Origin of the sequence: Ralstonia pickettii (assembly GCF_016466415.2) — a bacterium.
Classification (GTDB): domain Bacteria; phylum Pseudomonadota; class Gammaproteobacteria; order Burkholderiales; family Burkholderiaceae; genus Ralstonia; species Ralstonia pickettii.
Map to the genome: position 1 here is coordinate 3281256 of NZ_CP066771.1, position 20905 is coordinate 3302160.

The following is a 20905-nucleotide window of genomic DNA, read 5'->3' on the forward strand; positions in this document are numbered from 1 at the left end:
CGATGATGGGTTGTGCGATGCGGATGCCGGGAAGGCAGCAGTCGAGCGCAGTCTGTGCGTGACAACTCTTAACGCAGTTGCCCGTCATTCTGATTTGATTCCAAGACTACGCGCGTTACCGTAACGGCGAACCACAACACCATGCATGTCTTCACGAAGTTGGCGTGTCACGCACGAGGAGCACAGAGATGGGCGCAGCAGAACGCATGTCCAACATGATCGGCAGCTCCCGTACAGTCAGCGCGACGAGCAGCTCGATTCCTGACCTGCTCGGGGTGCCACAGCTTGAATTCGTCCGCGTAGTTGGCCGCGAAGCCCTGAGCGAGCTGTTTACTTACACGGTCGATCTGCGCCCCGTCTCCCTCGCCGCCGACCAATCCATGCTCGAATCCGACCTGGATGCCGCCATCGGCCACGAGATGACTTTGTCGATTGAACTGGACGGCATGGGCGCTGGCCTGCTTGGCGGCGTCGGTGCAGGAACGCGAGAAATCACCGGGCTCATCACCGCCATCGAACTCATCGGCGGCGTGGACGACAACCGGCGCTACCGCTACACCCTGCGTCCTTGGCTCTGGTTGGCGACGAGGACCTCTGACTACAAAGCCTTCCAGAACAGAACCGTCATCGACATCCTCGATGAAGTCCTCGCCGACTACAACTTCAGCGTCGACAAGCGTCTGGACACCAGCGTCTACCCCAAACTGATCTGGGAAGTGCAGCACGGCGAAACCGACGCTCACTTCATCCAACGCCTCACCGAACAATGGGGCATCAGCTACTTCTTCGAACACGACGGCGGACATCATCGCCTAGTCCTCGTTTCTGAATCGGGCGCCTGGCGCAAGTTTCCCAGTGCGGCATATCACACCTTGCCGATCTACCCGCAAGGCTTTAAGGTCGACCAGGAGCACCTCACGCGCTTCGAACCTATCAACCGCCTGTGCACTGGCAAAGTCACGTTCAAGGACTACGACCCGCGCCAGCCCAAAGCCGATCTGACCACCGACGACAGCCTGCCGCGCGACACGCTGTTCTCCGAGTTCGAGCGCTACGAATACGAACCCGGCCTCTACGCCAGCCGAGACATTGGCAGCCTGCACGCCCGCATCCATATGGAAACGCACCGCGCCAAAGGCCGGCGCATGCGTGGCGTCGGCAATCTGCGTGGTGTCACGGCCGGCAACACCTATCATATTGCCAACCACGACCACGACGCGCTCAACCGCGAAGTCCTGATTGTGAGCACCGAGCTGTTGCTCGAAGACGTGGGCATCCACAGCGGCGGCACTCAGCAATACACCTGCCGCGTCAGCTTCGAAGCCCAGCCGACGGATGAAGTCTTGCGTCCCGCACTCACGGCGCACAAGCGCCGCGTCCAAGGCATCCAGCGCGCCGTCGTCACAGGCCCCGAGAACCAAGAGATCTGGACCAACGACCACGGCTGCGTCAAAGTCCAGTTCGAATGGGACCGGTACGGCCAATACGACGAGAATTCGTCACCCTGGGTGCGCGTGTCCAACGGCTGGTCGGGCGACCAGTTCGGCACCATGCACGTTCCCCGCATTGGGCAGGAAGTCCTCGTTGACTACCTCAACGGCGATCCGAACACGCCCATCATCGTCGGGCGCGTCCCCAACCAGCTCAACACACCGCCCTGGAGTCTGCCCACCCAGCACGCCTTGTCCGGTGTTGCCAGCAAAGAGCTCTTTGGGCAGCGGCGCAACCACCTGCTGATGGACGACACGCAGGGCCAGATCCAGGCCCAGTTGTCGTCTGACCATCTGACATCCCAACTCAACCTGGGCTATCTGACTAGCGTCCCCGGCAACCCCGGCAGAAAGGATGCCCGGGGCGAGGGCTTCGATCTGCGCACCGATGGCCAGGGCAGCCTGCGAGGAGGCAGGGGCCTGTTCTTTACCGCAGAGGGGCAAATCGCCGCCGTTGGCGGTCACCTTACGCGCGACGAATTTATCCGTTGCATGCGCGCAGCGCTAGAGGCGGCCGAATCTCTGGGCAACTACAGCAGCCAGCACGAAGCGCTCAAGACCGACACCGATCCGCAATCCCAGCTCACCCAAGCCATTGAAGACTGGGACGCGGGCGCCAACAATCACAAGGACGCGGGAGGACAGGGCGGGCAACGCATCATCGGCGCCTACGCCCCGGCCGGCATGGCCTTCGCTACACCCGAGACGCTGACCAGCTACGCCGGCAAGCATATCGACACCATATCGAAGCTCAACCAGCAATACACCGCTGGTCAGCAGTACGTTGTCAACGGCGGCACTGGGATCAGCCTGTTTGCCCACAGTGGTGACTGGAAGGCGATCGCCCACCGGGGCCAACTTGTACTGCAGGCACAAGCCAAGAGCATCGAGGTCAATGCCAAGACCGACGTGGTCATCACGGCCACTGACGGCACGGTGCTGCTCAACGCCAAGACGGGTATCACGATCATGAGCGGCAACGCCGGCATCCGCATTGCCGACGGCTGCGTGGACATCTTTGGGCCGACACGCGTGCATGCGCATACCGCTGACTTTGATGCGCCGGGGCCGCAGAGCATTTCTGCTGCTATGAACGACTGGACGAACAGCCCATTCGACGAGGGCTTCCAACTTCTGGATGAGGCAACAGGCAAGCCGCTGGCCCAATACCGCTACGAGCTGATCCGACAGGACGGCACCGTGATTTCCGGTGTGACCGGCCATGACGGCCATCTTTCACAGCAGTGCAGTGAGATTGCGGAAGCGCTGGAACTACGCATTCTTGGATGTGCTTTCTGAACGCCAAGACGAGGGCGTTACAAGAATAGACGACAGAACGATATGGCAGATCAACCAAACAAAAACACTGGCCCCAGAGTTGCAACGGGCCACCCCAGCCCCGACGGGTCGATGCGGTATAGCTGGAACCTGACATCCACTGACCTGACCGATCTGGTTCAACTGAGACTTCAACCGGTACCGGTGCTGCCCATTATTTTTGTGCCGGGCATTATGGGGAGCAACCTAAAGAGCAAACCGAGCGGGCGAGACAAGGGGACCGCTGTCTGGCGGTTAAATGATGTAGCCGGGAGCGGTAAGCCTTTAGGGCTGGCGAAAGAAATGATCTTCAAGAAGGCAGGCGAGCGGCAAGCCGCGCTGAACCCCAGCACGACCGTCGTTGACAACGAGGGTGCGCTTCCCTCGCGCCCTGCGGGCAGCATACGCAGCCAGGCCGAATATATGGCACGCGGTTGGGGGGAGGTGGGTGAGGCGAGTTACCACAGCTTTCTGGTGTGGTTGGAAGAGGCACTTAACAGCAGCACTAAGTCCCACAACCGGAAGCTGGAGGAGACGCTCAAGGCAGCCTTTGACAATAACGGACATGCGCTCGGTGCAGTCAAACCGTTTGAGCCTTGCCACGTGTCCGACATCAATCAGGCCCTGCGGTGGCACTACCCCGTGTATGCATGCGGCTACAACTGGCTGCAAGACAACAAGGAATCTGCCCAGACGCTCAAGAAACGAATCGAAAGCGTGATCCGGGCCCACAACCAAGGGTTCGGGCAATGCGAGCAGGTTCTCGTGATCACCCATTCCATGGGCGGACTGGTGGCGCGCGCCTGTGCACAACTGCAAGGCATGGCCGGCAGGATTGCAGGCATTGTGCACGGCGTTATGCCTGCCACAGGTGCGCCGGTCGCGTACCGCCGTTGCAAGGTGGGCATGTGGGACGAGGATTACAAAGCAGGTCTCGTGATCGGCAATAATGGCCAGGACGTGACCGCTGTGTTCGCCCAATCCCCCGGCGCGCTCGAGTTGCTGCCATCCGGGCAATACAACAACCACTGGCTGCGCGTAAAAGACCCGTCCGGTACCGACATGCTGCCTCCCATTGCCGATCCCTATGAAGGAATCTACGGGATCAAGGACAAGTGGTGGGGCTTGATCAAGGAGGAGTGGTTGGCACCGGAGGGCGGAACGAATTTGCAGTGGACTGACGCGGTAACGAATATACGTAAGGCCAAGGAGTTTCACGCCAGCATTATCAACAGCTACCACGCAAACACCTACGGCTTCCATGGCGCCGATCCCAAGCAGGCCAGCTTCGAGCATGTCGAATGGCGTATGAAGATCGGGCAGTCGCCCACCGATGGATCGCGGCCTCCCAACCCGCAGTCAGTGATGCAGATGTCGCCGCAGGCAGCGCGTATTGAGGGGAGTACCCCGGAATACGTGGGCGGCCAAGGTAAGCGAAGCCATTACGAACTGCATGCCGCAAAGCAGGATGGCAGCGGAGACGGCACAGTCCCAGCCAGTTCGGGCCGCATGCCGGCCGGCGCGGCGAACGTCAAACAGTGGTTTGCCCTGAAGGGGTTTAAGCACGAACCCGCCTATAAGGACGACAGTGCCCGTGTGGCCACACTGTACGCCATTGTCAAATTAACTGCACAAGCACGCGAACCGAAGAGGGCCGGCGCATGATGATGGCCCGTTCTGTTCGCACCGCATTCCTAGCCAGCCTGTTACTTGTCGATTGCCAGCGTGCAACCCCCAGCCCATTTCCACCCATGGACCTAAACCAACCTTTTAAGACTCACTGTGTAGGCCGCATGTTGATCGACCTGCCTGAAGAGATTCGTCAGTATCCCGATAGCCTGCCGGGTGGTTACGTCAAGCTCTTTTATGGGCTGGACAAGAACTTCAGAACCGTTGACGTGATCGTTCCCGAGCAACGGCAACCGGAAGTCGAGCCGACGCTTTTGCGGGAAAAATTTGAGCAGGCCGTGCGTGAGCGCCAAGACGAGTTGCGTGCGAAATTGAACGAGAAGACCAAGGCGCCGATGCTAGTGTCTTCCAGGCCGGTTGGTGAGAACGGCGTGCTGATCCGACGGTACGAAAGTGCGCAGTTGGGCGACGTTTTCGTGAGCGAGCTACATCTGCTTGCTGATGGTATTCGGTATGTTGTTTTCGGGGCAGCGATTTATCCCATTGGGGGCATGTATGGCGAAGATGGGGAAACTGCCGAAGTAGTCGAATCTCGCCTAAAGAATCTCGCTGCCAACACGCGCGCCTATATCAACGCAGAAAGTGCGGGGCCGGGCTTTTGTGTCGACGGCGTTGTGCTCAATGACAAACACGACGACGAGCGCGGCAAATTCGAGTTTGGCAGCTCCTTCCACAAGGACGTGGGCTTCGATATCTACACAGAAGCACTGACTGAGCAAGATGAGGGGTTGCACGCGCGGGCCGCAGAGCGAATGGCGGGTGCGCCAGCGGGGTTTTGGGCGGGGTTTCATACCCTGCGAAAAGGTATCCGACAAGTGGCGGGAATGCAGGCAGAAGAATCGCTGCATGACTTTACCGAGCAGAAGGTCAAGCAGCAGCTATTTGTAGTCGAAACCTGGCGTGATCTTCCTGCCTATGAGCAACCAAGCATGCAAATGCGCATGAGCACTGGCGGCCAGCTCAACACGGGCGAATACGTCAGCACCTCGCTGAACAACGACGACGCGGTGCGCCTGTGGGACAAGATCGTGAATTCAATCCGGGTGAGACCGGGAGCGGTTGGTCCATCAGGCAAAGCCATGACCAAACGCTGAGGCGTTCGTGTGGGCAGTTGCCGCAGACGAAAATTCGCATGCCTCGACCGGAAATCGGAGAATTATCTTTAAGACGTTTTTGCGATACCGATATGTTTCATCGTATTAAATGGGCGATATTCCTTCCGCTGGCGCTGATGTTTGCGGTGTGGGTTGCAATCGCTGGCTATTATTCATTCGGATGCGGATCCGACGGGTGGGGGTACGCGCTCGCCCTCATGATCATCTTTGTGATTGCAGTTCCTTGGGTTTCAGCTGTGGCCGTACTGGGAATTTTGGCAGCGATTTTGGCATCATTCTCAATTGAGCCATACATGCTTCTTCGCCGAGGGACTTCAGTGATTGGTATGGGCGCTGCAGTTCCTGTTGGCTTGTTTGTTGGTGGCTACTTGATGGCGTTCGTCGTGCAATCGCATCCTCGCTGTGGGTTCGGCTTTTGATGAGGAATGGTGCGTACACCGTCGTCAGGTGAGTGCTGGGACACTGCTGTAAACGATAAGCCCGCTGGGACATGTGAGGAGCCGGGCGGTGGGGCCTGTCAGTAATTTCGTGATGGCATAGGCACTTTGCCCCTGAAAATCGCAATCGACTCGGTAGAAGTTCCCCACCCAAATCCGCTACAATCCATCCCATTCCGAGGAGCGTTGCAACGACCGGCCCAAGTTCAGACGGGGCGGCCGCCAGGCTCGGAAGTTCAAACGGCGCTCGCAGTATCGTGGCTGACACGATGGCGAGAACGCTTCTATCCGGGGCCCCAGCACGGGCCCCGTCTCAGTGGTCATCTCCCCGCGTGCGGTCACCCCTCTTTTTCGGAGTGATCCAATGAACGCTGTCACCGATCTGAAACACGACTACCTCGTCGCCGACATCAAGCTGGCCGACTGGGGCCGCAAGGAAATCGCCATCGCCGAGACCGAAATGCCCGGTCTGATGGCGATTCGCGAGGAATTTGCCGCGAGCCAGCCGCTCAAGGGCGCGCGCATTGCCGGCTCGCTGCACATGACGATCCAGACCGCCGTGCTGATCGAGACGCTCAAGGCACTCGGCGCCGACGTGCGCTGGGCCTCGTGCAACATCTTCTCGACGCAGGACCACGCTGCCGCCGCGATTGCCGCAACGGGCACGCCGGTGTTTGCGTTCAAGGGCGAGTCGCTCCAGGAATACTGGGACTTCACCCACCGCATCTTCGAATGGGCCGACGGCGGCACCCCCAATATGATCCTGGACGACGGCGGCGACGCAACGCTGCTGCTGCATCTGGGCGCCAAGGCCGAGAAGGACGCCTCCGTCCTTGCCAATCCGGGCAGCGAAGAAGAAACCTTCCTGTTTGCCGCCATCAAGGAAAAGCTGGCCAAGGACGCAACGTTCTACAGCCGCAACCTCGACGCCATCAAGGGCGTGACCGAAGAAACCACCACGGGCGTGCACCGCCTGTACCAGATGGCCCAGCGCGGCGAACTGCGCTTCCCGGCCATCAACGTCAACGACTCGGTCACCAAGAGCAAGTTCGACAACCTGTACGGCTGCCGTGAATCGCTGGTCGACGGCATCAAGCGCGCCACCGACGTGATGATCGCCGGCAAGGTGGCGATCGTGGCCGGCTACGGCGACGTGGGCAAGGGCTCGGCACAGGCACTGCGCGCACTGTCGGCGCAAGTGTGGGTGACGGAGATCGACCCGATCTGCGCGCTGCAGGCCGCCATGGAAGGCTACCGCGTGGTCACGATGGACTACGCCGCCGAGCACGGCGACATCTTCGTGACCTGCACGGGCAACTACCACGTCATCACGCACGATCACATGGCCAAGATGAAGGACCAGGCCATCGTCTGCAACATCGGCCACTTCGACAACGAGATCGACATCGCGTCCGTCGAGAAGTACCAGTGGGAAGAGATCAAGCCGCAGGTCGATCACGTGATCTTCCCCGACGGCAAGAAGATCATCATTCTGGCCAAGGGCCGCCTGGTGAACCTGGGTTGCGCCACGGGCCACCCGTCGTACGTGATGAGCAGCTCGTTTGCCAACCAGACCATCGCGCAGATCGAGCTGTGGACGGAAGCGGTGAAGGGCTCGAACAAGTACCCGGTGGGCGTGTACACGCTGCCCAAGCACCTGGACGAGAAGGTCGCGCGCCTGCAGCTGAAGAAGCTGAACGCGCAACTGACCGAGCTGACCGACCAGCAAGCTGCGTACATTGGCGTAAGCAAGGAAGGCCCGTACAAGGCTGACCATTACCGCTACTAAGCCGTACCTGCCGGCGGCATTCCCCGCCGCCGGCGCTATCACCGAGGACTGCTCCATGAGACTGCTCGCTGTCTGGGTCATCAACGCGCTGGCGTTGCTTCTTGTCGCTTACCTGCTCAAAGGCATTCACGTGAATGGCTTCGGCTCCGCGCTGATCGCAGCGCTGGTGCTGGGTCTGGTCAACACGCTGATCCGCCCGATCCTGGTGATCCTCACCCTGCCGGTGACGCTGCTCACGCTCGGGCTGTTCATCTTCATCATCAACGCGCTGCTGTTTCTGTTTGTCGGCAACCTGCTGGCGGGCTTTCAGGTGGCCAGCTTTGGCGCGGCGCTGCTGGGCTCCATCCTGTACAGCGTGATCTCGTGGCTGCTCTCGAGCTTGCTGCTGCGCGAGGCTTAAGGTTTCTGTCATGCAAGACCGTCAATTCAGTTTCGAATTCTTCCCGCCCAAGACGGCGGAAGGCGCCGAGAAGCTGCGCAACACGCGCGCCCAGCTCTCGCCGCTCAAGCCGCGCTTCATCTCCGTGACGTTCGGCGCGGGCGGCACCACGCAACAGGGCACGCTCGACGCCGTGGTGGAAATCCAGCGCGAAGGCATCGAGGCGGCGCCGCACCTGTCGTGCGTGGGTTCGTCGCGCGAGAGCATCCGCGGCATTCTCAACACGTATCGTGAGCACGGCATCCGCCGCATCGTCGCGCTGCGCGGCGACATGCCCTCTGGCATGGGCGAGATCGGTGAATTCCGCTTCGCCAACGAACTGGTCGAATTCATCCGCCAGGAAACCGGCGAGGCATTCCACATCGAAGTGGCGGCGTATCCGGAATACCACCCGCAGTCGCGCTCGGCGCGGCTCGACCTGGAGAACTTCGCCCGCAAGGTGAAGGCCGGTGCGGACTCCGCCATCACGCAATACTTCTTCAACGCCGACGCGTATTTCCAGTTTGTCGACGACGCACGCAAGCTCGGCGTGGACGTGCCCATCGTGCCCGGCATCATGCCGATCACGAATTCGTCGCAGCTCATGCGCTTTTCCGAGATGTGCGGTGCGGAAGTGCCGCGCTGGATCGCCAAGCGCCTTGAAGGCTTTGGCGACGACCGTGAATCGATCCGCGCCTTCGGCCTGGACGTGGTGACGGCCATGTGTGACCGCCTGCTGCAGGGCGGCGCGCCGGGCCTGCATTTCTACACGCTCAATGCCGCCGGCTCTACGCGGGCGATCTGGCAGCGTCTGGGCTTGTAACGCGGATAGTGCAAGGCAAAGGAGATCGTCATGGCGGCCGCACCCGATCCGCTGATCGCCTGGTTGCTTGACGAACTCCGGCCGCTCGCCGCACAGATCGGCGAGATCCGCGCCCGCCGCATGTTCAGCGGTGCGGCGCTGTACTACGACGACATCGTGTTTGCGCTCGTGCTGCGCGGCACGTCTTACCTGCGCGTGGACAACCTCACGCGCGAACGTTTTCTCGCTGAAAAATGCACGCCGTTCAGCTACGAGCGCAACGGCCGCACCATCAGCATGACGAGCTACCTGAGCACGCCGGCAGAGGCGCTCGACGGTGGACAGCCATTGCGCGACTGGGCGCGGCTGGCCATTGAAGCCGCGCTGCGTGATGCCAATGCCAAGGCGGCCAAGCCGAAGCGCGCAGCAGCGAAGACTGCCAAGGCGCCTAATGTGCCCAAGGCAACAAAGACAACGGCAGCCAAAAAGGCGGCCGCCAAGAAAGTGCCTGCCAGGAAGGCCGCAGCAAAGAAAGCCGCCAAGCGCTAAACGCTCAGTACAGCGTGGTCTTCAGGCGCTCGGACAATTCGCGATCATAGGCGTCGCCATCAAATGCACCACCGCTGATGTGCTGCAGGATCTTGCCTGCGGTGGGCACGGCCGGTTTGTTTTCCTGTGCGCCGCGTTCCCAAAGCTTTGAGCGCAGCAGCGCCTTCGAACAGTGGAAATACACCGTCTGCATCTGCACGGGGATCACGCTGCGCGGCAGCCTGCCCTGCACCGCAAATGACGTGAGCAACTCCGGATCGGCCGAGATGGTGGCCGTGCCGTTCACGCGCAAAGTTTCACCCACGCCCGGCACGATGAAGAGCACCGACACGCGGCCGTCTTCGACGATGTTGCGCAGGTTGTCGATGCGATTGTTGCCGGGCCGATCGGGAATCGCCAGCAGGCGTTCGTTGAGGATGCGTACGAAGCCCGGCGCATCGCCCTTCGGTGAAGCATCCGTGCCCTGCGCGCCCACCGAAGACAGCACGATGAACGGCGAAGCCTCCACGAACGCGCGGTAGTCGGCGTTCAGATGGTCGATCTCCTTGAGCAGCGAGCGCGGGTTCGGCGCGCCATACACGGCTTCAAGGTCGGCAACGGTTTTCAGCGTGTGGAACATGGGCTTCCTGTGCAGGGTTAAAACACGCCGCGCTCGGTGACGATGCAGTCCATCGCGATGTCGTGCGATTGCGGTGCGATGGATTCCACGCGGTTCACTTCGTATGCCACGCCAATCGTGCGGGGGCGGTGTCCGGCGGCATGCAGCGCAGCGAGCGTGCGGTCGTAGAAGCCGCCGCCGTAGCCGATCCGGTAGCGCTGCGCGTCAAAGCCCACGCACGGGATCAGCAAGGCATCGGGCGTTTCCATCTCGCCCGAGCGGGGGATGGGGATGTTGTACGCGCCGGGCGTCATTTCACAATCGGGCGTCCATCGCCGAAACTGCAAGGGCGAGAATTTGTCAGTCACTACAGGCAGCAGTGCATGGCGCGTGGCGTCGGCCGCCAACCAGTGGCCCAGCACGGTCAACGCATCGAACTCTCCCTGCGTTGGCCAGTAGGCGGCCAGGCGTTTGACGGGCAGTGCGTTCAGCACCTCGGCCAGGTGATGCGCCAGCGCGGCATCGTGGGCAATGCGGTCCGGCAGCGCGGCGCGCGCATCGAGCAACATGGTGCGCAGCGTGCGGCGCGATTCGATTGGCGTGGTGGGATTGGCCGGATCGTGCGTGCTCATTGGATGTGGCCTCTCGCCGGTGGATTGGCGCTAAGGCTAGCGTGGGATAATTCGGCAGACCTAACAGTGATTGGATGGGGCAGGAGATGACATTGAAGGCCAAGGCAGTATATCGCGCGGTCGCGCTGGCTTTTGCGGGCGTGGTGGGCATGAGCGTGGTCGGCCCGACGCCGCTGGCGATGGCCGCCAAGCGGCAGGCGCCGCAAGGCATTCCGGCCAATCCGGACGATGCATTTGTCGAGTTGCGCAACGCGGCGCGCCGCAACGATGTGTCGCGCAGCTGGGATCTGGCGGACAGCCTCGCCGATTACCCGATCCAGTCGTACGTGCAGTATTTCCGCATCAAGCCCCAGCTGTACGATGCCAGCGGCTATGCCCGCGCCGACGCGCCGGAAGACGAGATCCGCTCGTTCCTGCAACGCTACAAGGGCGAGGCGATTGCCGACCGGTTGCGCAACGACTGGCTGCTCGTGCTGGGCAAGAAGCGAGATTGGGCGACCTTCGACGCCGAGTACCCGAACTTCGTGCTGAAGGACGACACGCAGGTCGAGTGCTATGCCCTGCTCTCGCGCGCGATGAAGGGCCAGAACGTAGCCGCCGACGCGCGCAACACGCTGTCGGATCCCAAGGGCTACGGCGAAGGCTGTGTCGACCTGATCGGCTATCTGGCGCAGTCCAACCAGTTCACCCGTGCGGATGTGGCGTGGGCGGCGCGGCTGTCGCTGGAGCAGAACCTTGTCACGCAGGCGTCGCGCATTGCGGTGGTGCTCCCGGACGGCGATCGCGTGGACAACGACACGCTGGCCAACGTGACGCGCATGGCGCGCAACGATCCGTCGCAGGCGACGGCGTATCTGCTGGCGCAAACCGGCAGCCTGTCGCGCGAAGAGCAAGGCGCGGGCTGGGGCGTCATCGGCCAGTACGCCGCCAAGAAGCAGACGCCGGATGCGCTGGACGCCTACCGTCGCCAGCTGACGCTCGGCGGCGATGCCTACCTCTCCGACGAGTCGCAGGAGTGGCGCGTGCGCGCGGCCCTGCGCGCGGGGGATTGGAAGATGGTGCGTCAGGCCGTTGAAAAAATGCGTCCCAGCCTGCGCGATCGAGACCCCGCCTGGACGTACTGGTATGGCCGTGCGCTCAAGGCCGACAATCGCAACGATGAAGCTCGCCAGCAGTTCCAGTCGATTGCCGGCCAGTTCAACTTCTATGGTCAGTTGGCGCAGGAAGAACTCGGCCAGCGCATCACCGTGCCGCCCCGCACGACCGTGGCCGACGCCGAGATCGACGTGATGGGCCGCAACCACCCGGGCTTTGGGCGTGCCAAGAAGCTGTACGACCTGAATCTGCGCTTCGAAGGCAACCGCGAGTGGAACTGGGAGCTGCGCAACATGAGCGACCGCGAGTTGCTGGCCGCAGCCGAATATGGCCGCAAGCTCGGCCTGCTGGATCGCACCGTCAATTCGGCGGACAAGACCAAGACTGAGCACGATTTCTCGCTGCGCTTCCCGACGCCGTATCTCAATGTGGTCCAGCGCAACGCCGATGCCGTGGGGTTGGACATTGCCTGGGCCTACGGCCTGATCCGCCAGGAGTCGCGCTTCATCATGGATGCCCGTTCGTCGGTGGGTGCATCGGGCCTGATGCAGGTGATGCCGGAAACCGCCAAGCACATTGCCAAGAAGATTGGCCTGCCGGGGTTCCGCGTTTCGCAGATGAGCGACATCGATACCAACGTGCTGCTGGGTACGGCCTACCTGTCGATGATCCTGACCAACCTGGACAGTTCGGTCACGCTGGCGACCGCGGGCTACAACGCCGGCCCAGGCCGCCCGAAACGCTGGCGCTCGACGCTCACGCGGCCGGTGGAAGGCGCGATCTTCGCCGAGACGATTCCGTTCAACGAGACCCGCACCTATGTGAAAAACGTGCTGTCGAACGCGACGTACTACAGCGCACTGCTGACCGGTCGGCCGCAATCGCTGAAGGACCGCCTGGGCAAGGTGGTGCCTGAATCGGTCACGCCGGACGACCTGCCATAAACGCCGGATCGCTGTTCCGCTGTCAGCCGACGCCCGCCGCAACGCGGGCGTTTTTTCTGGGATGCAGGCGCTGGTTTGCGCACAGAAGTGTGGGTTGCGGCACGCCGCATCGACATACCTTGGGGGCAATCCCGTTCGGGATGTATTGTGGTGTTGCCCCCCACCCGTCTTGGAGATGCCTCCATGCAGCCCTCCAATCTGCTCATCTTTGGCGGTACCGGTTTTATCGGTTCGCAGTTGCTGTCCCGGCTGGTGACGGAGACGTTTTCCGCGCCCGGCCTTCCAGAGGGCCGGATGATCGTGCCGACGCGCGATCCCGAGTCGGCCCGCGCGCACAACCTCACGCTGCTGCCGCGGGTGGACGTGATGGACGCCGACATCTACGCCGACGATGCCCTCGACGCGCTGTTCCTGGCGCTGACCGAGCGCGGCGCCGAGCACTGCGCGGTCATCAACCTCGTCGGCGTGCTGCAGGATACGCGCGAGATGCCGTACGGGCCGAACTTCCAGCGCGTGCATGTCGACCTGCCCCGCCGCATCGTCGCCGCATGCCGACGCCATGGCGTGAACCGGCTGCTGCACATGAGCGCGCTGGGCGCCGACCCGGCCGGCCCATCGATGTACCTGCGCAGCAAGGGCGACGGCGAACGCGTGGTCATGAACAGCGAGCTTGACTGGACGGTATTCCGCCCGTCGGTAGTGTTCGGGCCGCAGGACCACTTCCTGAATCTGTTCGCGAGCATGCAGCGCATGGCGCCGTTTGTGCCGCTGGCCTGTGCCGATGCGCGCTTCCAGCCCGTGTACGTGGACGACGTGGCCGCCGCGTTCATCAATGCGCTCAAGAAGCCGGCGACGATCCGGCATGCTTACCCGCTGGTCGGGCCGCGCGTCTATACGTTGGCCGAACTGATGCGCTTTGCAGGACGTGCCAGCGGCCACCCGCGCTGGATCGTGCCGCTTCCCGAAGGCCTGGGCCGCATGCAGGCTGCGCTGCTCGAGCATCTGCCGGGCGCACCGATCTCGCGTGACAACCTCGACTCCATGCGCGTGGACAACGTCAGCATGGAACCGGTCGCGCCCGAACTCGGCATCCACCCGCTCGGCATGGAGGCCGTGATGCTGCCGGCCCTGGCCGGCTTTGGGCCGGACCGCGGATTGCGTGCTGCACGTACGCGGGTCCATCGCTAGCCGCCACGAAAACGCGGCGCATTTGCCTCGTTTGTGAATGTGCTTCACAACCGTGGCCAATGCGTTTCATTTTGTGGCGGTGCAGCGCAAGGCTAGAATGGTTCGTTCGCCTTCGCGCTGCCGCTCGCCGCTTCCGATACAACACAACTAGAGCGCCCGGCATTCCCGCGCGATGCTGGCGGGCTCCCACAATAATTGCAGTGCACTCTCCAAGGACGGGAATCATGAAACTGGTCATCGGCAACAAGAACTATTCGTCGTGGTCGCTACGCCCGTGGCTGCTCGCCAAGCAGGCCGGCATTCCGTTCGAAGAGATCCGCGTGCGCCTGCTGAGCGAGACCTTTGCCGCCGACGTGGCGCGTCATTCGCCCGCCGGCCGCGTGCCGGTCTTGGTGGACGGCGACATGAACGTGTGGGATTCGCTCGCCATCTGCGAGACGCTGGCCGAGCGCTTTCCGCGCGCGCAACTGTGGCCGGCTGACCCGAAGGCCCGCGCGCACGCCCGCTCGATCTGCGCTGAAATGCACAGCGGCTTCACCAACCTGCGCAACAACATGCCGATGAATGTGACGGCCGTGCTGCCGGGCATGGGTTGGAACGTGGCCGTGCAGCGCGACATCGATCGCATTGCCGCCATGTGGACCGAGCTGCGCCAGAAGTACGCAGCCGAAGGCCCGTTCCTGTTCGGTCACTTCACGGTCGCCGATGCGTTCTACGCACCGGTGGTCAGCCGCTTCGCCACGTACGGTGTGCGTCTGCCCGAGGCTGCCAAGGCCTACGCCGATTACATCCTCAACCTGCCCGCCATGCAGGAATGGATCGACGGTGCGCGCGCCGAGCATGACTTCCTCGCCGACGACGAGCCGTACCGCACTGCGCCGGACGAAGACACGCTGGTTGCCGCCAATCAATGACGGAACGCGCATCACAGACGGAAGCCATCGTCGATCCAGCCACGCACGGGCTGGATGTGTATGCCGTGGGCGGTGCCATTCGTGACGCGCTGCTCGGGCTGCCGGTGCAGGACCGGGATTACGTTGTGGTCGGGGCCACGCCCGAAGCCATGGAGGCACGGGGCTTTCGTGCCGTCGGCAAGGATTTCCCGGTGTTCCTGCACCCCGCTACGCATGCCGAATACGCGCTCGCCCGCACCGAGCGCAAGACGGCTGCCGGCTACAAGGGCTTCTCGGTCTACTACGCGCCGGACGTCACGCTCGAAGACGACCTCATCCGCCGCGACCTGACCATCAACGCGATGGCGCAGCGCGTGGCGGAAGACGGCGCGCTGGTTGGTCCCGTCATCGATCCGTATGGAGGGCAGGCTGATCTGGCCTCGCGCGCGTTCCGGCATGTATCCGATGCGTTCATGGAGGACCCGGTGCGCATCCTGCGACTGGCGCGGTTTGCTGCGCGCTTTGCCGATTTTCATGTCGCACCCGAAACCAACGCGCTGATGCAGCGCATGGTGCAGGCCGGCGAAGTCGATGCGCTGGTGCCCGAGCGGGTGTGGCAGGAAATTGCCCGAGGCCTGATGGAGGCGCATCCGCAGCGCATGTTTGCCGTGCTGCGTGACTGCGGTGCGCTGGTGCGCCTGCTGCCCGAACTTGACCGGCTGTGGGGCGTGCCGCAGCGCGCCGACTACCACCCCGAAGTCGATACCGGCGTGCACACCATGATGGTGATCGAAACCGCTGCTGCGATGGCGACGTCGCTGCCGGTACGCTTTGCCGCGCTGGTGCATGACCTCGGTAAGGGCACCACCCCCGACGACATCTTGCCGCGCCACATCGGCCACGAAGGGCGCAGCGTGCCGCTGATCGAAGCCGTCTGCCAGCGCCTGCGTGTGCCGACAGAGTGCCGCGAGCTCGCCCTGGTGGTGGCGCGCGAGCACGGCAACATTCACCGCTGCGATGGCTTTGATGCGGCAGCGCTGGTACGCCTGCTTGAGCGTTGCGACGCCCTGCGCAAGCCCGATCGTTTTCGTCAGGCCCTGCAGGCGTGCGAGGCCGATGCGCGTGGTCGTCTCGGGTTTGAAGACCGCAGCTATCCGCAGACGGCGCGTCTACTGCGCGCGCTGGAGGCCGCATCATCCATCGACGCGGGCGCCGTCGCCAAGCGCCATGCCGACAGCCCGGCGCACATCAAACAAGCCGTGCATCAGGCCCGCATCGAGGCCGTCGCGCAGGCCGGCGTCTAGCTTGGCACCCAGAGCCGGCCGCGCGGCCGCTCACTCGCACGGGTTGTCGTTCGGGTTGGCGTACAGCGCCTTCAACTGATCGTTCATCGGGAAGTTGAAGTTCAGGTTCTTGGGCGGCACCGGCTTTTCGAACCACTTGGCGTAGAGCGCCTTGATTTCGCCGCTCTTCATCACGCCGGTCATGGTGTCGTCCACCAGCTTCTTGAACTGCGGGTCGTCGCGGCGCAGCATGAAGCCGTAGGCTTCGAACGACTGCGGCGTGCCGGTCACGACCCAGTCGTCCGGCTTCTGCGCCAGCGTGCGCGCGCCTGCCAGCAGCACGTCATCCATCATGAACGCCGCCACGCGGCCGCTCTGCAGCGTGAGGAACGATTCACCGTAATCCTTGCCGCTGATCACGTTCATGTTCATCTTCTTCTCGTCGTTCATCCTGCGCAGGATGCGTTCCGACGTCGTGCCCGCGTTGGTGATCACCGACTTGCCCGCCAGGTCGGGAAAATCCTTCACGCCCGATTTCACGTTGGTCAGCAGGCGCGTACCGGCAATGAAGAAGGTCGTCGAAAAAGCGGTCTGCTGCTCGCGTGATTTCAGGTGCGTGGTCACGCCGCACTCGAGGTCCACCGAGCCGTTCTGCACCAGCGATGTCCGGTTCTGCGACGTCACCGGAATGTGCTTGATGTCCAGGTTGGGCTTGCCCGTCTTCTTCTTGACGGCGTCGATCACGCGCGAGCAGAGGTCTGCCGAGAAACCGACGATCTCGTTCTTGCTGTCGCGGTAAGAAAACGGAATCGACGATTCGCGCACGCCGATCAGGATCGTGTTGCTGTCCTGGATTTTCTTCAGCGTGCCGTCCAGCGCCTGCGCGTGCGCGCCGATCGCGAGCAGGCTGGCCAGTGCCAGCGGGAAGGTTCGGATACAGCGGGTGGTCAAACGCATCTTTCCTCCAATGTTTGTGGTGCGCGGCCTGTTGTGTTGCGGCCGTCTGTGCTTTGACTTCGTGGCGATGAATGCGGTGCGTCTTAACGGCCGAACCAGTTGCGCAACTCTGCCGCGCTGGCCAGCGGCAGGTGCAGCGCGTCGAGATGCCGCCGCAGGTTGCGGACGAGCGCCGCGTTGTCGGGCGCCGTGCTGCCGTCGGGCAGCGCCATGTTGTTTTCGAACCCCAGGCGCGCATGGCCGCCGAGCAGCGCTGCGCTGAGCGCGCATTCGGCTTCACGCGGGCCGAACGCACACATCGCCCAAGGCACGTTGGCGGTGATGGCACCGCCGTCGGTCCACGCTTGCAGGAAGGGCAACAGGTCGGACGGATCGGAGCGCTGGCCGGTGCTGTAGCGGCCGAGCACGAACAGCACCCAGTGCGGCGTGTCGGGCAGCACGCCGCGTGTGCGCAGGTCGCGGTAGCGCATCACGTCGTCAGCGGAATAGAGGATGTACTGGATCGCCGTGCGCGCGGCGGCAAGCTCACCAAAGAAACGCGCGGCTTGCGCGTCGTGCGCGGCATCCGGTGCCAGTTCGCGCAGCGCGGCGGAAATCGCTTCAGGCTGCAGCGCACGCACCGATGCCATCTGCTGTTCGGGCGTGTAGATGCCAACGGCCTCGGTGGTGATCTGAATCACCAGAGCATCGCCCACGGCTCGTTGCACGGCGGCGATGGCCGGACGGTAGTCGTCAGGCTCCAGGCTATGCGTGCCGTCGGCGCGGCGCACATGCAGATGCAGCATCGCGGCGCCGGCATCCACGCATTGGCGTGCGCAGGCGGCCAGTTCGTCGGGCGTGAGCGGCAGTGCGGGATGATCGGCGTGCGTCTTGCGCGCACCGTTGGGCGCAACGGCGATGGCGATGGGCCGGGTCACCACGCGGCCTCCAGCGCCTTGGTGGTGGCGGCATCAACCGCATCGCCCAAGCGTTCGACGATGGCGTCGATGTCCTGAGCGGTGGCGATGAACGGCGGCGCCAGCAGGATGTGGTCGCCGCGCCGGCCGTCAATCGTGCCGCCCATCGGATACACCATCAGGCCGCGCTGCATCGCTTCGGCCTTCACGCGTGCGTGCGTCTTGCATGCAGGTGCCAGCGGCGCCTTGGTTGCGCGATCCGCCACCAGCTCCACGCCGACGAACAGCCCGCGCCCGCGTACGTCGCCTACGTGTGCGTGGTCGGCAAAGCGTGCACGCAGCGCAGCCCGCAGTTGCTCGCCACGCGCCTGCACGTTGGCAAGCAGGTTCTCTTCTTCGATCACCTTCTGCACTTCCAGCGCCGCCGCGCACGCCGTCGCATGGCCAATGTAAGTGTGGCCATGCTGGAAGAAGCCGCTGCCTTTCGTGATCGCGTCGACAATGCGGCGATTCACCAGCGTCGCGCCGATCGGCTGATACCCGCCGCCCAGGCCCTTGGCAATGGCGACCATGTCCGGCACCACGCCATCTTCTTCGCAGGCGAACAGGTAGCCGGTGCGCCCCATGCCGGACATCACCTCATCGAGCAACAGCAGCACGCCGTGGCGATCGCACACCGTGCGGATCTTGCGGAAGTAGTCACCCACCGGCGGCACCGCGCCGGCCGTGGCGCCCACCACCGTCTCGGCGACGAAGGCCGCAACGTTCTCCGTGCCGAGTTCGACGATCTTCGCGTCCAGTTCATCGGCCAGGCGCTGCACGTATTGCGCGTCGCTCTCGCCATCCAGGCGCTCGCGATACGCATAGCAAGGGGATACATGGTGGGCAGGCACCAGCAGCGGCAGGAAGGGTTCCCGGCGCCATGCGTTACCGCCAATCGCCAGTGCGCCCAGCGTGTTGCCGTGATAGCTCTGGCGCCGTGCGATGAAGTACTGGCGCTGCGGCTGGCCGATCTCAACGAAGTATTGGCGTGCGAGTTTCAGCGCCGCTTCAATCGCTTCCGAACCGCCGGAGACGAAGTACACGTGGTCCAGATCGCCCGGTGCCGCAGCGGCCAGGCGTGCGGCCAGTTCTTCGGCCGCGTCCGTCGTGAAGAAAGACGTGTGCGCATAAGCCAGCGCGCGCACCTGCTTGCAGATGGCGTCCAACACGCGCGGGTGGCCGTGGCCGAGACACGAAACGGCGGCACCGCCGCAGGCGTCGAGATAGCGCTTGCCGTCGGAGTCGATGAGGGTCATGCCATCGCCGCCGACAGCGGTGGGCAGCGTCTTGCGTGGGTCGCGGTGGAAGACGGAGGTGGCGGACGGTGTCATGGGCGATCGGGAACGGTCAACGTTGGGTGGGCGGCACGGCGACAGCCACTTCTCTGCGGCGGGCGCTGCGCACGTAGGCGGCTTGTTGCTTGAGCTGGGCGTCGCTGTCGGCCAGGTGGGCGAGCGCCGTTGGGCCGGCGTGGCGGAACCACGTCATCAGCAGCGCGTCGAGCAGCGCCATCGGTGCGGCCAGCGAATGGAAGAACGACGGAATGGCGACAGGCGCGATGAGGTGTTGCCACGCCAGCTCAGCGCCGGGGGCGATGGCGCTGTCGGTCACGTACACGAGGCGCGCCCCGCGCGCATGCGCGTACTGCATCGCCTCGATGACTTCGCGCGTGTAGGGATCAAAGGTGACAGCCACCACAATGTCGCCCTCGCCGCAAAAGCGCAGCGGGTCGGCCAGCGTATTGCCGCTGCCAGCGCACAACGTGACTTTCTCGTCGAACAGCTGGGCGGCATAGCCGAACGCATGCGTTAGCGCCAGGCAGCTGCGCGCGCCCAGCAAAAAGACGCGGCGCGCCCTGCAGAGGGCGGCGGCCACGGTGTCGAGCGCCGCCAGGTTGGCCGGCGAAAACGCCGATTGCACATGCGCACCGATGGCCATGCCGATGCGCTCGGCGTCTGATGCGCCTGCCGCATCGTCGCCCTGCAACGCGCTGGCGCGGCCGGCAAAGCCATCGGCCTGTTGGCGCAGGTGGTTCACGCAGATGTCGCGCAGGGCGGCAAAGTCATCAAAGCCCAGCGCGCGTGCCAGGCGCGAGAACGTGGCCGGCGGCAGGTCGCAGCGGCGCGCCAGGTCCCGCATCGAGAGCAGCGCGATGTCGCGCTGGTGCGTCTCAAGCAACATGGCGGCGCGTTGCAATTGCGGGGACAGATCGGCCGCGCGGTCGCGCAGCGTCTGCATGAGCCCATCGAACGTCATGAGGTGATCGTGGTGATTCAACTGTTTCGTAAACTACTTATTTGAAACAGTTGAGTCAATACCGAATTCACCTTGGCGGCGGTGCGCAAAAAATAAAACGGCCGCATCTCAAGGCGTGCGGCCGTGGCGGGCAAACAAAAACGGAGGCCGAGGCCTCCGTTGTGCGTGTGATGCGCGCGTGTCTCAGGTTGCCGGTGCGTCGACCTGCTCCATGCGGAGCTGGAAGAACCCAGCCCCGATCAGGCCAATCAGGCTCAGCGCCATGCTCGTACAGGCAAGAATCATCACCGCGCCCAGCGACGAGATCCCGCTCATGAGCGGCGTATGCATCAACGCTGACAGATTGCCGCCCACCCACATGGCCGCGACGAGGGCCATCAAACACATCAGCGCTGCGGCATTGCGCAACCACGTCAACCGCGTCTTGCGGCTGATGCCGTCGAAAGCGTGGAAATGGAAGTGGTGGTGACCGGTGCCAACGAGTGCCATGGAGAATCTCCTTGTGCTTGCCGTTT

The 20905-nt window shown here is 63.2% G+C and carries 19 protein-coding genes and 1 riboswitch; of the genes, 12 read left to right on the forward strand and 7 right to left on the reverse strand.

Annotated elements, in window-relative coordinates; genetic code table 11:
* Positions 1–188: 188 nt before the first annotated feature.
* From RP6297_RS15545 to RP6297_RS15580, 8 genes are all read left to right on the forward strand, one after another.
* The gene (locus RP6297_RS15545) at positions 189–2789 is read left to right on the forward strand and encodes a type VI secretion system Vgr family protein (RefSeq protein ID WP_009239429.1); all 2601 of its coding nucleotides are present in this window, start codon (positions 189–191) and stop codon (positions 2787–2789) included.
* A gap of 42 nt (positions 2790–2831) precedes the next feature.
* A complete protein-coding gene (locus RP6297_RS15550; RefSeq protein ID WP_223293248.1) occupies positions 2832–4472 on the forward strand; it encodes an esterase/lipase family protein in 1641 nt (546 codons plus the stop codon).
* Between the two features lie 128 nt (positions 4473–4600).
* Positions 4601–5590 (forward strand): T6SS immunity protein Tli4 family protein, encoded by a 990-nt coding sequence (locus RP6297_RS15555; RefSeq protein WP_223293249.1) that lies wholly within the window; start codon positions 4601–4603, stop codon positions 5588–5590.
* Between the two features lie 38 nt (positions 5591–5628).
* Positions 5629–6030 carry a hypothetical protein gene (locus RP6297_RS15560; RefSeq protein WP_125472850.1) on the forward strand — a complete coding sequence of 134 codons (402 nt, stop codon included), beginning with the start codon at positions 5629–5631 and terminating at the stop codon, positions 6028–6030.
* A gap of 190 nt (positions 6031–6220) precedes the next feature.
* Positions 6221–6304: riboswitch (S-adenosyl-L-homocysteine riboswitch) on the forward strand.
* A 108-nt stretch (positions 6305–6412) separates the two neighbouring features.
* Positions 6413–7837, forward strand: coding sequence for an adenosylhomocysteinase (ahcY, locus tag RP6297_RS15565; RefSeq protein ID WP_009239426.1), 1425 nt, complete (start codon positions 6413–6415; stop codon positions 7835–7837).
* A 55-nt stretch (positions 7838–7892) separates the two neighbouring features.
* A complete protein-coding gene (locus RP6297_RS15570; protein ID WP_004628357.1) occupies positions 7893–8237 on the forward strand; it encodes a phage holin family protein in 345 nt (114 codons plus the stop codon).
* 10 nt (positions 8238–8247) lie between these two features.
* Positions 8248–9078, forward strand: coding sequence for a methylenetetrahydrofolate reductase [NAD(P)H] (gene metF / locus RP6297_RS15575; protein WP_009239425.1), 831 nt, complete (start codon positions 8248–8250; stop codon positions 9076–9078).
* Positions 9079–9108: 30 nt separating this feature from the next.
* Entirely contained in the window at positions 9109–9606 is a 498-nt protein-coding gene (locus tag RP6297_RS15580; protein WP_009239424.1) for a TfoX/Sxy family protein, read from the forward strand.
* A gap of 4 nt (positions 9607–9610) precedes the next feature.
* Here RP6297_RS15580 and RP6297_RS15585 read toward each other — a convergent pair whose 3' ends face one another.
* Positions 9611–10225: a pyridoxamine 5'-phosphate oxidase family protein gene (locus RP6297_RS15585; RefSeq protein WP_009239423.1), complete on the reverse strand. Its 615-nt coding sequence runs from the start codon at positions 10223–10225 to the stop codon at positions 9611–9613.
* Positions 10226–10242: 17 nt separating this feature from the next.
* Positions 10243–10836 (reverse strand): 5-formyltetrahydrofolate cyclo-ligase, encoded by a 594-nt coding sequence (locus RP6297_RS15590; RefSeq protein ID WP_009239422.1) that lies wholly within the window; start codon positions 10834–10836, stop codon positions 10243–10245.
* Between the two features lie 86 nt (positions 10837–10922).
* Between RP6297_RS15590 and RP6297_RS15595 the strand changes: the two genes are divergently transcribed.
* The 4 genes from RP6297_RS15595 (at position 10923) to RP6297_RS15610 (ending at position 16260) form a co-directional block, all read left to right on the forward strand.
* Positions 10923–12875, forward strand: a complete 1953-nt coding sequence (locus RP6297_RS15595; RefSeq protein ID WP_009239421.1) for a lytic transglycosylase domain-containing protein — start codon at positions 10923–10925, stop codon at positions 12873–12875.
* Between the two features lie 183 nt (positions 12876–13058).
* Positions 13059–14063, forward strand: coding sequence for a complex I NDUFA9 subunit family protein (locus tag RP6297_RS15600; RefSeq protein ID WP_009239420.1), 1005 nt, complete (start codon positions 13059–13061; stop codon positions 14061–14063).
* Positions 14064–14287: 224 nt separating this feature from the next.
* Positions 14288–14977, forward strand: coding sequence for a glutathione S-transferase family protein (locus tag RP6297_RS15605; RefSeq protein WP_009239419.1), 690 nt, complete (start codon positions 14288–14290; stop codon positions 14975–14977).
* On the forward strand, positions 14974–16260 hold the full coding sequence (locus RP6297_RS15610; RefSeq protein WP_009239418.1) for a multifunctional CCA addition/repair protein: 1287 nt from the start codon (positions 14974–14976) through the stop codon (positions 16258–16260). Before RP6297_RS15605 ends, RP6297_RS15610 begins: the two co-directional genes overlap by 4 nt.
* A 30-nt stretch (positions 16261–16290) precedes the next feature.
* On the opposite strand, the gene RP6297_RS15615 is transcribed toward RP6297_RS15610, so the two are convergent.
* From RP6297_RS15615 to RP6297_RS15635, 5 genes are all read right to left on the reverse strand, one after another.
* Positions 16291–17196 (reverse strand): glutamate/aspartate ABC transporter substrate-binding protein, encoded by a 906-nt coding sequence (locus RP6297_RS15615; RefSeq protein WP_009239417.1) that lies wholly within the window; start codon positions 17194–17196, stop codon positions 16291–16293.
* Between the two features lie 83 nt (positions 17197–17279).
* Positions 17280–18113, reverse strand: coding sequence for a BKACE family enzyme (locus tag RP6297_RS15620; protein ID WP_037028779.1), 834 nt, complete (start codon positions 18111–18113; stop codon positions 17280–17282).
* Positions 18110–19465, reverse strand: coding sequence for an aspartate aminotransferase family protein (locus RP6297_RS15625; protein ID WP_009239415.1), 1356 nt, complete (start codon positions 19463–19465; stop codon positions 18110–18112). Before RP6297_RS15625 ends, RP6297_RS15620 begins: the two co-directional genes overlap by 4 nt.
* A gap of 16 nt (positions 19466–19481) precedes the next feature.
* Complete coding sequence (locus RP6297_RS15630; protein ID WP_009239414.1) at positions 19482–20390, reverse strand: MurR/RpiR family transcriptional regulator; 909 nt, start codon at positions 20388–20390, stop codon at positions 19482–19484.
* Between the two features lie 183 nt (positions 20391–20573).
* On the reverse strand, positions 20574–20879 hold the full coding sequence (locus RP6297_RS15635) for a hypothetical protein (protein WP_009239413.1): 306 nt from the start codon (positions 20877–20879) through the stop codon (positions 20574–20576).
* Between the last annotated feature and the right edge of the window lie 26 nt (positions 20880–20905).

Coding starts and splice junctions, on each gene's coding strand:
- RP6297_RS15545 (WP_009239429.1), top strand. CDS start 189: ATGGGCGCAGCAGAACGCATGTCCAACATGATCGGCAGCTCCCGTACA.
- RP6297_RS15550 (WP_223293248.1), top strand. CDS start 2,832: ATGGCAGATCAACCAAACAAAAACACTGGCCCCAGAGTTGCAACGGGC.
- RP6297_RS15555 (WP_223293249.1), top strand. CDS start 4,601: ATGTTGATCGACCTGCCTGAAGAGATTCGTCAGTATCCCGATAGCCTG.
- RP6297_RS15560 (WP_125472850.1), top strand. CDS start 5,629: ATGCCTCGACCGGAAATCGGAGAATTATCTTTAAGACGTTTTTGCGAT.
- ahcY (WP_009239426.1), top strand. CDS start 6,413: ATGAACGCTGTCACCGATCTGAAACACGACTACCTCGTCGCCGACATC.
- RP6297_RS15570 (WP_004628357.1), top strand. CDS start 7,893: ATGAGACTGCTCGCTGTCTGGGTCATCAACGCGCTGGCGTTGCTTCTT.
- metF (WP_009239425.1), top strand. CDS start 8,248: ATGCAAGACCGTCAATTCAGTTTCGAATTCTTCCCGCCCAAGACGGCG.
- RP6297_RS15580 (WP_009239424.1), top strand. CDS start 9,109: ATGGCGGCCGCACCCGATCCGCTGATCGCCTGGTTGCTTGACGAACTC.
- RP6297_RS15585 (WP_009239423.1), bottom strand. CDS start 10,225: ATGTTCCACACGCTGAAAACCGTTGCCGACCTTGAAGCCGTGTATGGC.
- RP6297_RS15590 (WP_009239422.1), bottom strand. CDS start 10,836: ATGAGCACGCACGATCCGGCCAATCCCACCACGCCAATCGAATCGCGC.
- RP6297_RS15595 (WP_009239421.1), top strand. CDS start 10,923: ATGACATTGAAGGCCAAGGCAGTATATCGCGCGGTCGCGCTGGCTTTT.
- RP6297_RS15600 (WP_009239420.1), top strand. CDS start 13,059: ATGCAGCCCTCCAATCTGCTCATCTTTGGCGGTACCGGTTTTATCGGT.
- RP6297_RS15605 (WP_009239419.1), top strand. CDS start 14,288: ATGAAACTGGTCATCGGCAACAAGAACTATTCGTCGTGGTCGCTACGC.
- RP6297_RS15610 (WP_009239418.1), top strand. CDS start 14,974: ATGACGGAACGCGCATCACAGACGGAAGCCATCGTCGATCCAGCCACG.
- RP6297_RS15615 (WP_009239417.1), bottom strand. CDS start 17,196: ATGCGTTTGACCACCCGCTGTATCCGAACCTTCCCGCTGGCACTGGCC.
- RP6297_RS15625 (WP_009239415.1), bottom strand. CDS start 19,465: ATGACACCGTCCGCCACCTCCGTCTTCCACCGCGACCCACGCAAGACG.
- RP6297_RS15630 (WP_009239414.1), bottom strand. CDS start 20,390: ATGACGTTCGATGGGCTCATGCAGACGCTGCGCGACCGCGCGGCCGAT.
- RP6297_RS15635 (WP_009239413.1), bottom strand. CDS start 20,879: ATGGCACTCGTTGGCACCGGTCACCACCACTTCCATTTCCACGCTTTC.